Genomic DNA, 11,172 nt, shown 5'->3' on the forward strand with positions numbered 1-11,172 from the left:
GATGATACTGTCCTGACGCGGCGCGAAGCGCGGCCCGGGTCGGCCGCCACCCACCGACCATCCTCCACGAGTGCAAAGGAAACCCCACGTGAGCATCCTCGAAGGGTCATCCATCCTGATCACCGGCGGCACCGGTTCCTTCGGCAAGGCGTTCATCACCCGCCTGCTCAACGACATCAATCCGCGTCGCGTGGTCATCTTCAGCCGCGACGAGCTCAAGCAGTACGAGTGCCGCCAGTTGTTCCGCGACGACCCCCGCCTGCGCTGGTTCCTGGGCGACATCCGCGACCTCGACCGGCTGCGCCGGGCGATGCACCGCGTCGACTACGTCGTGCACGCGGCCGCCTACAAGCAGGTCGACACCGCGGAGTACAACCCCTTCGAGTTCGTGAAGACGAACGTGCTGGGCAGCCAGAACGTCATCGAGGCGTCCATGGATTGCGGCGTGAAGCGCGTCGTCGCCCTGTCGACCGACAAGGCGTCCAGCCCCATCAACCTGTACGGCGCGACGAAGCTCACCGCCGACAAGCTCTTCATCTCCGGCAACCACTACGCCGCCAGCTACGGCACCCGGTTCTCCGTCGTGCGCTACGGCAACGTCATGGGCAGCCGCGGCTCGGTGATCCCGTTCTTCCGCAAGCTCGCACTGGAGGGCAAGTCGCTACCGATCACCGACTTCCGCATGACGCGGTTCTTCATCACGCTGCCGCAGGCCGTCCAGTTCGTCCTGGACAGCTTCGACCACATGCAGGGCGGCGAGCTCTACGTGCCGCGCATCCCGTCGATGAAGATCACCGACCTCGCCCAGGCCGTCGCGCCCGGCGCGGAGATGCACGAGATCGGCCTGCGCCCCGGCGAGAAGCTGCACGAGGAGATGATCTCCGCCGAGGAGGGGCGTCGCGCCCTCAAGCTCAACGACTCCCGCTTCGTCCTGCAGCCCGACCTGGCGACCTGGGGCTACACCGCGCCCGACCACGGCGTGGCCGTGCCCGCCGGCTTCCACTACACGTCGGACAAGAACGACCAGTGGTACAGCGGCGAGCAGATGATGCAGATCCTCGCCACGGAGGTCTGACGTGCTGCCCTACGGACACCAATCCATCAACGACGACGACATCGCCGCCGTCAGCGAGGTCCTGCGCGGGGACTGGCTGACCACCGGGCCCGCGGTCACCGCGTTCGAGGAGGCGCTGGCGAGCTACGTCGGCGCGACCCGCGCGGTCAGCGTCACGTCCGGCACCGCCGCCCTGCACACCGCCTACGCCGCGGCCGGGGTCGGTCCGGGTGACGAGGTCATCACCACCCCGATGACGTTCGTCGCGACAGCGTCCTGCGCGGTCACGCTGGGCGCCACCGTGAAGTTCGCCGACATCGACCCGGCGACCGGCAACATCGACCCGGATTCCGTGGCCGCCCTGGTCACCGACCGCACGAAGGTGATCGCCCCGGTCGACTTCGCCGGCCAACCGGTTCCAATCGACCGGCTCAACGAGATCGCACACGCCGCGGGCGCGCTGACCGTCGAGGACGCCGCGCACTCCATCGGGTCGCGCACCCAGGGACGTCCCGTCGGGTCGGTCGCCGACCTCACCACGTTCTCGTTCTTCCCGACGAAGAACATGACCACGGCCGAGGGCGGGGCCGTCGCGACGCTGGACGCCGACCTGGGCCAGCGCGCCCACGAGTTCCACTTCATCGGGCTGGTCCGCGACCGCGATCGCATGCGCCACCCCGACGAGGGCCCGTGGCACCAGGAGGTGCACGAGTGGGGCCTCAACTACCGGCTCTCCGACGTGCATGCCGCGCTGGGGCTGAGCCAGCTCAAGCGCCTGGAGCAGTTCAAGGCGCGCCGCGCCGAGGTGTTCGCCCGCTACCAGGAGGCGTTCGCCGGCGTCGAGGGGCTGGGCATCCACGGCGTCGCCGAGGGCGTCGACCCGACGTGGCACCTCTACCCCATCCGCATCAAGGACGGCCGTCGCCGCGAGGTGTTCGACGCGATGCGCGAGCAGGGCATCGGCGTCCAGGTCAACTACATGCCGGTCTACTGGCACCCCCTCTTCGAGGATCTCGGCGATCGGCGCGGGCTCTGCCCCAACGCGGAGGCCTTCTACGCCGAGGAACTGTCGCTGCCCATGTTCGCCGACCTGACGGACGCCGACGTCGAGCGCGTCATCGAGACCCTGATCGGCATCGTCGCCCACTGACCCTTTATCCCCGGGAGCTGACCGCATGCACCACGCGAACCACTTCTACGGACACGCGCACATCATGGCTCGCTACGCCGGGCTGGACACGGTCCCACGCATCTTCGGCTACCTCCAGCACGGCTGGAACACCTGGGACGGCTTCGCCGTCGGCACCCCCTTCGCCCCGAACTATCCCAAGTTCGTCTGGTCGGAGGCGGTCGCCCGGCGCGGCTGGGCGACCGGCCTGCGCCGCTACGCCGTCGTCGGCTCGCCGTGGAGCTACCTGCTCCTGATGGAGGAGCAGGAGGCCTGGGAGGCGTCCAACCCGCACCGCGAGGGAACGATCGTCTACCCGTTCCACGGCTGGGAGGGCCAGAAGTTGCGTGGCTCGCACTCCGACTACCTCGCCGAGGTGCGCGAGGTCGAGGGCGACGTCCCGCTGACGGTCTGCCTGTACTTCGACGAGTACCGCGACAAGAAGATCCGGGAGGCCTACGAGAACGAGGGCGTCCGGGTCATCTGCCACGGCCAGCGCGGGCACAGCTACCGCAACACCGAGCCGCTGTTCCTGTACCGCCAGCTCACCGAACTGCGGCGCCACAAGAGGGTCGTCAGCAATCGCATGGGCTCGGCGTTGTTCTACGGCGCCTCCACCGGCGCGGACGTCGGCATCTACGGCGACCCGATGGTGCTCGAGGGCGACCACGCGATCCTGGGCGGCATGGCCAAGCAGCAGCGGCTGTGGCCCGAGATGCACCAGACGTTCGTCCCGAGCGACATCGCCCGCGCCTACGCCACCACCGAGCTCGGCATCGACGTGCGCCTCTCGCCGCCCGAGATCCGTCGGCTGTTCAAGTGGAAGCTGCCGCACGAGGCCGACAGCGCCAACGGCTGAGACCGCTGACGACACGGGCCGGGCCCCTCGCTTGGAGGGGCCCGGCCCGTTCGTCATCGCGCCCGCGGCGCCGGCGGCTCACTCACCGGCCATGCGGCGGCTGACCTTGTCGAGGCGCCGCCAGTACTTCGACGGCACGGCTCGCTTGAGCACGGCCTTGCCGCCCCCGATCACGGCGCGGCCCGGGGCCGTCATCTTGCGGGCCAGCCGATAGGTGCTGGACTTGCGGATGTCGGACAGCTCACGCTTGAGCGTGCTCATGCGGGCGTCCTGCCAAGAGACCTGGCGCTCGAGCCATTCGACCTGCTGAGACCGGGCCCCCAGCTCGCGCGCCATGCGGCCCATGGTGTCGGCCGACTCGCGGCGCCCCATCGCCCAGCCGCTCGTGACCAGCGCGGACGCCCTACCGGCCTCAAGGTTGCGGTCGATGGACTGGGCGTCGACGTCGTCGGCGCGGCCCTTGAGGATCGCCGACATGTTCTCCTCGATGTCGGCGGTCTGCCGCAGCAGGGACTTGGTCCACTCCACGCCGCTCATCGCGCCGAGCGTCGACGCCAGGCCGTCGGTGCTCACGTCGGCGTTCCACGGGTGGGGCGTCCCGGCCTTGATCAGGCGCCAGGCGTAGGTGCGCAGCCCGTGGCAGATCGCGACGTCGACCGGGACCTTGCCCAGCCAGTTCCACGAATCGTCGACGACGACGTAGTGACCCTCGTCGTCCACCAGGACGTTGTCGGGGGTCGCGAAGAAGCGCTGCCGCTCGTCGGGGCCCTCGGGCGAGCGCATCCAGTCGGCCCAGCGCTGCACGGTGCGGCGGACGGGCTCGACGTGGGTGGTGCCGCAGGCGCGGCGCCACGCCATCTCGACGAGCTCGCCCTCCAGGTGATCGCGGCGGCTGACGCTGCGGGCCAGCGTGCGCTCGACATAGGAGTCGGTGACGTCGCTGCCGGGAACGGCCGTCCACTGCAGGTTCTGCTCACCGGACGCCACCACGCCGAGACGGCGGAAACCGGGGCGCGCGCTGCGCGTCGTGAGGGGGTCGATCTCGACGACCAACTGGGGCAGGTCGACGCCGCCGCCCGTGCGGACCAGCCAGGACGGCGCCAGCGAGAGGCCCTGGCGGGAGCCGACGGCCCCCTCGACCACGGCCCATGGATCCTGGACGCCGCCGACGCGCGCCTGCTCGTCCGACGTCACGCGGCCCACCAGCGCCGTCATCAGCGAGGTCTGCTTCCCATCGGTCAGGACGCCCTCGCGCGCGATCATGGTGGTGCGGTCGGTGCCGGGCAGCAGCGCGAAGGCCTCGTTGTCCGTGTCGGCCACGAGCGCGCAGGCCTGCTCGAACGTCAGCTGGTCGAGCCCCGGCCAGGCGCCGCCCGTCCAGTTCTCGTCGGCCTGGAGGTTCGGGGTGGAGTAGATCAGGCGGTCGATGCCCAGGCGGTTGTCGAGCCGCACGTAGGACGTGCCGCCCTCGGCGACGAGCCCGTTCAGGCGCTTGAAGACCTCGACCGGGGAGAGGTTGCCGTCGTCGGGCGTGTTCAGCCGCGATGTCGGATCCAGCGAGATGACGAGGTCCCAGCGCGTCTCGGGTTCGAACCGCATGAGCGCCCCGCACCACAACAGCGCCCGGGGATGGACCCCCTTGAGCGTCCGCGCGTCGGTGCGGGCGCGCACCAGGACGTCGACGGTCACCTCGGGATCGATCAGCGGCAGCAGGCGGGCTGCCGCCGGGCCGGCCAACAGGATGCGCTCGGCGTGGTGCGCCTCAAGCAGCTGGCGGTAGAAGTACTCCTCTGTCGGCGTCGGCTTGGGGATGTCCTCGACCATCACGTCGCCCGGACGACGACCGCCCGCGAAGTCCGACCACTCAATCATGTCCCCGCCGAAGAGCCTGGCTCCGCTGCGCTCGTCGATCTGGTGCGTCATCGATCCCGTTCTCCTTATGTCGTGGAAGCGCGCGGCGAGTCTATCGTCCGGCGATCGCCAGGCCGGCAGGCGCGGCCGGGCCGCGTTGGGCGGCCCGGGTGGCCGCCCAGCGCGCTCAGATGATGTCCCAGGTCAGCGGGGTGCCCTTGACGGCGTCCTGGGTGAAGGGGCGTCCCTCGATCACCGAGAACGCGTCGGGCGCGAGCCCGCCCGCCGGCCGGATCGAGCGGACGTTCTCGGGGCCCGCGATGTCGCCGGCGCGGACGTCGCGCGTCACGTACAGGGAGCGGCGGAACCGCAGGCCCTCGCGCTCGGATTCTTTCGCGCCGATGCGGTTCTCCCCCAGCGCCTGCCAGGCGACCTTCGTCTCGCGGACGAGCGCGGAGACCTCCTCGGGCTCGAGCGAGAACGCCGAGTCGACGCCGCCGTCCGCGCGCCGCTTAGTGACGTGCTTCTCGATCAGGCACGCCCCGAACGCGACGGACGCGACCGGCACGCCGATGCCCATCGTGTGGTCCGACAGCCCGACGAGGGTGTCGAACGCGGCGGCCAGCGTGGGCAGCGAGCGCAGGTTCGCCGATGCCGGGTCGGCCGGGTACTCCGCGGTGCAGGACAGGACGATGATGTTGTCGTTGCCGGCCTGGCGGGCCGCGCCGACGGCCGCGTCGATCTCGCTGATCGAGGCCATGCCGGTGGAGATGATGATCGGCTTGCCGGTCTCGGCCATCGCGCGCACCAGCGGCAGGTCGACGATCTCGGAGCTGGCCACCTTGTACGCCGGCACGCCGAGACCCTCGAGGAACTGCACGGCGGTCGGGTCGAACGGGCTGGAGAACGCCTGCATGCCGCGTTCGTTGGCGCGGGCGAAGATCTGCTCGTGCCACTCCCAGGGCGTGTGCGCCTCCTCGTAGAGGTCGTAGAGCCGCCGCGAACCCCACAGCGAGTGCCCGTCGCTGATGCGGAAGTTCGGGGTGTCCGCGTCGATCGTCATCGTGTCGGCCGTGTAGGTCTGCAGCTTAAGCGCGTGCGCCCCGGCCTCGGCGACGGCGTCCACAATCTCGAGCGCGCGGCCCAGATCGCCGTTGTGGTTGCCGCTCAGCTCGGCGAGGAAGAAGGGGGGCTGGTCGTTGCCGACGGAAACGTGGCCGATCTGGACGCTGGGCTTCATCGTGCGTTCTCCTCGAAGATGATGCGCGTGTGGATGATCTCGGTGGGGGTGCCGTCGATGTCGCGGGTCTCCCGCTCCATCTCCTCGAAGCCCAGCCGGGCGTTCAGGTCGACGACGGTGGCGTTGGCGGCGAGCGTCTCGCCGTCCAGGCTGGCGAGTTTCAGCTCGGTGCGGGCGTACTTAACGGCGGCGCGCTGGATCGACATCCAGGCCGGGAACAAGGCGCCTCGCTCCTCCAGCCCTGCGTTGTCGAGGTAGTAGCCCCACCAGCCGGTGCCGGCGTCGGCGTCCAGGTCGAAGAAGGTGACGACCCCGGACGGCTCACCCTGGCGCTCGTAGATGAGGACGCGGCGCGTCGGGTCGGCCATCGTCTTGTCCCACCAAGCGGCGTGTTCCTCCGGCGAGATCTCGTGTTGGGTGAGCGATACCGCGCGCACCTGCGGGTGGTTGCGCCACGTCCGCACCAGGTCTTTGTCACTGTCGACAGCCGCGCGAAGCATCTGTCCCTCTCTCGAAGGTCGGGCCCCGCGCGTGCGCGAGGCACCCTGGGGGATCGTCGCTTAGACTATAACGGTCACTCCCCCGACCCGAGACAGGACGAACATGAGCCAACTCAGCCGTGAGCAGGTCCGCGAGATGATGGCCGACGTGATGGCCAAGCAGGGCAAGACGCTGCCCGACGACGACGCCACCGCGCTGGACACCTTCGGCTTTCGCTCCCTGGATTTCTCGGAGCTCGCGCTCAAGGTCGAGGACGAGATCGACGAGGAGCTGAACTTCGACGCCCCCGGCCTGCGCTCCATCGAGACCATCGGGGACGTCCTGGACTTCATCGGCCAGCTCGTCGAGCAGGCATGACCGAGCCCGCCGGCGCGGGGAACCGCCTGGTCGCGGGCACCTTCGAGGGCACCTGGCGTGACCTGGCGACCCTGGACGCCCCGGCGGCGTCCGCGTTCTTCGTGCAGGGCCACGCCGAGGCGCTGGCCGCCGTCTGGACGCACGCCACCGATCCGTCGCGCGAGACCCTCGTCGCCTCCCACACCCGCAAGGAGGCCGGGCTGGTCGAAAGCCTGCGCGCCGCGGGCCTGGCGACCGTCGACGTGGCCGGCCTCGACGTCGCGGTCGATCCGCTGCCCGAGCCCCGCGAGGCGGTTGCGGGACGCGTGTGGCTGCTGACGTCCGGTTCGACGGGACGGCCCAAGCACGTCGCCCACACGCTCGACTCGCTCACCACCGTGCGCGGTGAGCAGCCCGCGCGCACCTGGCTGTGCCCGTATACGCCGGGCGCCTACGCCTGGTGGCAGGTGGTCACGCTGGGGCTGTCGCTGCCGGGCCAAGACGTCGTGTTCGTCGAGAACGACCGCCTCGAGAACTGGGCCGACATCGCGCTGGCGCACGGCGTGGACGCCGCCTCCGGCACCCCGACCTTCTGGCGGCAGGCGCTGATGCGCTCGGGCGAGACGCTGGCCAAGATCGCGTTCAAGCAGATCACCCTCGGTGGCGAACCCGTCGACCAGGGCGTCCTCGACCTGCTGCACGGGGCCTTCCCCGACGCCCGCGTCTCCTGGATCTACGCCTCCTCCGAGGCCGGCGCGTCCATCGCGGTGCACGACGGCCGGGCGGGCTTCCCCGAGGCCTGGCTGACCGGGGAGCCACGCGAGGGGCGTCCTCGGCTGTCGGTGGACGGCGACGAACTCGTCATCGCCTCCCCGCACCGCGGCGAGGGCGTCGACGCGCAGCTGCACACCGGCGACCGCGTCGAGATCCGCGACGGACGCGTCCTCATCACCGGCCGGTTGGCGTCCGACGAGATCAACGTGGGCGGCTCGAAGGTCTCGGCGTCCCAGGTGCGCGACGTCTTGCAGTCGCACCCGGGCGTCCTGTGGGCCTCGGCGAAGGGACGCCGCGCGCCGCTGGTCGGCACCGTCGTCCAGGCCGACGTCGTGCTGTCCGACCAGGACACCACCGAGGCCGACCTCGCCCGCTGGTGCGCCGAGCGCCTCGCCGACTACGCGGTGCCGCGGCGCTTCCGCCTGCTGGATTCCATCCCGATCAAGGAGAGCCTGAAAAGCGATGTCTGACGTGACCCCGATCCCCTCCGCCTCCTGCGTCCTGGTCTCCGGAGGTTCCCGCGGCCTCGGGCTGGCCATCGTGAAGACGATCGTCGAGCACGGGGCGAAGGTCGCGGCGTTCGCCCGCACCGTCACGCCCGAGCTGCAGGAACTCGCGGACGCCCACCCCGACCGCGTCCATGTCGGCTCGGTGGACGCCACCGACCGCCGGGCGGTGACGTCCTTCATCAAGGAGGCGGAGGCCAAGCTCGGCCCGATCGACTCGCTGGTGAACAACGCCGCCGTGGGTCAGGACAGCCTGCATGTGCACACCTCGCCCGACCGCATCGAACAGATCATCGAGACGAACCTCACCGCTCCCCTGGTGCTCACCCGGGCGGTGCTGCGCCGCATCATGGCGGGCCCGGGCCGCGGCCGCATCGTGTTCATCACGTCGATCTGCGCCCAGCGGGGCTACGCCGGCCTGGTCGCCTACTCGGCCACGAAGGGCGGCCTCGACTCCGCGATGCGGACGATCGCCCGCGAGATGCACGGCCGCGTGCTGGCCAATTCGATCGCCCCTGGCTTCTTCGCCTCCGAGATGAGCTCCGTGCTCGGTCAGACCCAGCTGGACGCGATCACCCGCCGCACTCCGTCGGGACGCCTCGTCGAGCCGGACGACATCATCCCCTACATCGACCTGCTGCTCTTCGAGGACACCAACACCAACGGCCAGGTGCTCGTCGTGGACGGCGGCGGCTCGATCTGACCGCGCTGTCGCGGCTGGCGTCCGACTCCGCCCTCGTCCTCACCGCCGGGGACGGCGGCACCCGTCCGGCGCCTTGCGGGCCGGGCTGCCAGGGCGTCCACAGCTACACCGACGAGGCGACGCGCCTGTGCTGGCGCCCGGACGAACCCGGCACCTACGCCGTCGACGCCGAGCGCCCGGGGCGTCCCATCCCCGACGCGCTGGCCGCCCGGTGGGAGCGCGAAGGGCACGGCACGGCCGAGGACTTCTGGGTCGCCTGGACGGCCAGCGAGGTCGCGGCCAAGCTCACCGGCACGTCGATCCTCGTCTGGCAGCGCACCCACCGGCTCGGGCAGGGCGATCCCCGCGTCGAAACCCTGCACCGCGACGTGGCCGGGCTGACCGTCTGCTTCGGACGCCTCCGCGACACAGCGCCGGGCCCGTCGGCGGAGCGCGGGAACCCGGCCGCGAGTTGGTAGGGTCACCCCAGGCCGGACGGGGATCTCCCGCCCGCCGTCCGCACGGGACCGCAGCGGATCGTTCTGCGGAGCCGGGGACCCGACTCGAGGAAGACTTTGACCAGGCATGAGTGAGATCTCCGAGGTGGTGGAGGCCAACGGTCTTCACCGGGTCGGCGCGCGGTTGCCACTGGGCACCTACCTGCGCGAAACCTGGGACCGCCGCGACTTCATCTGGACGATGGCGCAGTACCGCCTTCAATCGGAGAACGAACGTAATCGCCTCGGCATGGGCTGGGTGCTGCTGCGCCCGCTGCTCAACGCGCTGATCTACGGCCTGATCTTCGGCGTGATCCTGGGCTCGAGCCGGCCGCACAACTTCATCCCGTACCTGCTCACGGGCGTGTTCCTGTTCGACTTCTTCACCAACAGCATGCTCAGCGGCGGCCGCTCCATCATCAACAACTTCCAGTTGGTGCGCTCGCTGAGCTTCCCCCGGCTCGTGCTGCCGCTGTCGGTCGTGCTGCAGCAGTTCCTGTCGTTCCTGCCGGCCATCGCGATGATGCTGGTGCTGACGGTGGTGTTCGGGTCGCTCCCGACGTGGAACTGGCTGCTGCTCATCCCGTTGATCGTGCTGTTCGCCCTGTTCAACACGGGCGTGGCGCTGGTGATGGCCCGGCTCACCGTCCACTTCCGCGACCTGAGCCAGTTCGTCCCCTACATCAACCGCATCCTGTTCTACACGGCCGGCGTGTTCTTCAACCCGGCGACGGTGCTGCAGTCGTACCCGCACCTGCGGCTGATCTTCGACTGGTACCCGCTGAACCACGTGCTCGCGCTGGGGCGCGGCATCCTCGTGCGCGGCTACCACATCGACTACGCGTACTTCTGGAGGCTGGCGCTGTGGGCCGTCGGCTTGCTCGTGGTCGGCGTCATCTACTTCTGGGCCGCGGAGGAGCGTTATGGCCGGGACGACTGACCAGCCCGCCCACGACGCAGCGGACGCCCCGGGGCGTCCCGTCGTGGCGGTGGACGATCTGCACGTCGACTACCGGGTGTTGGCCACCGGACGCCGCGCCGGCGCCGACAGCGGCACCAAGATCTTCGAGCGGCGCCGCGAGATCCACGTCGTGCACGCGCTGAAGGGCGTGACGTTCGTCGCGCACGCCAACGAGTCCATCGGCGTAGTGGGCTCCAACGGCTCCGGCAAGTCGACCCTGATGCGGGCGATCACCGGCCTGACCCCCGCCACCAAGGGCGCCGTCTATGCATCGTCCCGGCCGAACCTGCTCGGCGTCGGCGCGGCGCTGCTGCCCGAGCTGTCCGGCGAACGCAACATCTACCTCGGCGGGCTGGCGCTGGGGCTCAAGCGCGGCGAGATCGACGACATGTTCGACGACATCGTCGAGTTCACCGGCCTGAAGGAGTTCATCCACCTGCCGATGCGCACCTACTCCTCGGGCATGTCGGCCCGGCTGAAGTTCGCGATCGCGACGGCCACCCGGCACGACATCCTGATCGTGGACGAGGCGCTGTCGGTCGGCGACCGCGCCTTCCAGAAGAAGTCGGAGGCGCGCATCCGCGAGATCCGCGAGTCCGCCGGCACCGTGTTCCTGGTCTCGCACCAGATGCAGTCGATCCGCGACACGTGCAACCGCGCGATCTGGATCGAAAAGGGTGAGCTGCTGGCCGACGGTCCCACCGAGGACGTGCTGGCGGCCTACGAGAATCGAAAGGTCTGAC

The 11,172-nt window shown here is 70.0% G+C and carries 11 protein-coding genes; 8 read left to right on the forward strand and 3 right to left on the reverse strand.

Going from position 1 to position 11,172, the window contains the following annotated elements; genetic code table 11:
• Nucleotides 1–88 precede the first annotated feature (88 nt).
• From pseB to BN1187_RS00685, 3 genes are read left to right on the forward strand one after another with little or no spacing between them, the layout of a single operon-like run.
• Nucleotides 89–1,075 (forward strand): UDP-N-acetylglucosamine 4,6-dehydratase (inverting), encoded by a 987-nt coding sequence (gene pseB, locus BN1187_RS00675; protein WP_040157616.1) that lies wholly within the window; start codon nt 89–91, stop codon nt 1,073–1,075.
• Nucleotide 1,076: 1 nt separating this feature from the next.
• Nucleotides 1,077–2,204, forward strand: coding sequence for a UDP-4-amino-4,6-dideoxy-N-acetyl-beta-L-altrosamine transaminase (gene pseC, locus BN1187_RS00680; RefSeq protein WP_040157619.1), 1,128 nt, complete (start codon nt 1,077–1,079; stop codon nt 2,202–2,204).
• Nucleotides 2,205–2,229: 25 nt separating this feature from the next.
• Entirely contained in the window at nt 2,230–3,081 is an 852-nt protein-coding gene (locus BN1187_RS00685) for a hypothetical protein (RefSeq protein WP_040157622.1), read from the forward strand.
• 78 nt (nt 3,082–3,159) lie between these two features.
• Here BN1187_RS00685 and BN1187_RS00690 read toward each other — a convergent pair whose 3' ends face one another.
• The 3 genes from BN1187_RS00690 to BN1187_RS00700 form a co-directional block, all read right to left on the reverse strand.
• Nucleotides 3,160–5,004, reverse strand: a complete 1,845-nt coding sequence (locus BN1187_RS00690; protein WP_040157626.1) for a hypothetical protein — start codon at nt 5,002–5,004, stop codon at nt 3,160–3,162.
• Nucleotides 5,005–5,119: 115 nt separating this feature from the next.
• Nucleotides 5,120–6,172: a pseudaminic acid synthase gene (gene pseI / locus BN1187_RS00695; protein ID WP_040157629.1), complete on the reverse strand. Its 1,053-nt coding sequence runs from the start codon at nt 6,170–6,172 to the stop codon at nt 5,120–5,122.
• A complete protein-coding gene (locus tag BN1187_RS00700; protein ID WP_040157632.1) occupies nt 6,169–6,672 on the reverse strand; it encodes a GNAT family N-acetyltransferase in 504 nt (167 codons plus the stop codon). The genes pseI and BN1187_RS00700 overlap by 4 nt, the downstream gene beginning before the upstream one ends.
• A gap of 103 nt (nt 6,673–6,775) precedes the next feature.
• On the opposite strand from BN1187_RS00700, the gene BN1187_RS00705 reads away from it, so the two are divergent.
• The 5 genes from BN1187_RS00705 to BN1187_RS00725 all read left to right on the forward strand — a co-directional run bounded on the left by BN1187_RS00705 (nt 6,776) and on the right by BN1187_RS00725 (nt 11,171).
• Complete coding sequence (locus tag BN1187_RS00705; RefSeq protein ID WP_040157634.1) at nt 6,776–7,030, forward strand: acyl carrier protein; 255 nt, start codon at nt 6,776–6,778, stop codon at nt 7,028–7,030.
• Nucleotides 7,027–8,253: an AMP-binding protein gene (locus BN1187_RS00710; protein ID WP_040157637.1), complete on the forward strand. Its 1,227-nt coding sequence runs from the start codon at nt 7,027–7,029 to the stop codon at nt 8,251–8,253. The genes BN1187_RS00705 and BN1187_RS00710 overlap by 4 nt, the downstream gene beginning before the upstream one ends.
• Nucleotides 8,246–8,992 carry an SDR family NAD(P)-dependent oxidoreductase gene (locus BN1187_RS00715; RefSeq protein ID WP_040157640.1) on the forward strand — a complete coding sequence of 249 codons (747 nt, stop codon included), beginning with the start codon at nt 8,246–8,248 and terminating at the stop codon, nt 8,990–8,992. Before BN1187_RS00710 ends, BN1187_RS00715 begins: the two co-directional genes overlap by 8 nt.
• A gap of 564 nt (nt 8,993–9,556) precedes the next feature.
• Nucleotides 9,557–10,408, forward strand: coding sequence for an ABC transporter permease (locus tag BN1187_RS00720; RefSeq protein ID WP_040157643.1), 852 nt, complete (start codon nt 9,557–9,559; stop codon nt 10,406–10,408).
• Nucleotides 10,392–11,171 (forward strand): ABC transporter ATP-binding protein, encoded by a 780-nt coding sequence (locus tag BN1187_RS00725; protein ID WP_040157646.1) that lies wholly within the window; start codon nt 10,392–10,394, stop codon nt 11,169–11,171. The genes BN1187_RS00720 and BN1187_RS00725 overlap by 17 nt, the downstream gene beginning before the upstream one ends.
• Nucleotide 11,172 lies beyond the last annotated feature (1 nt).

The sequence above is a fragment of the Nigerium massiliense genome, from assembly GCF_000826085.1.
Taxonomy (GTDB): domain Bacteria; phylum Actinomycetota; class Actinomycetes; order Propionibacteriales; family Propionibacteriaceae; genus Propioniciclava; species Propioniciclava massiliense.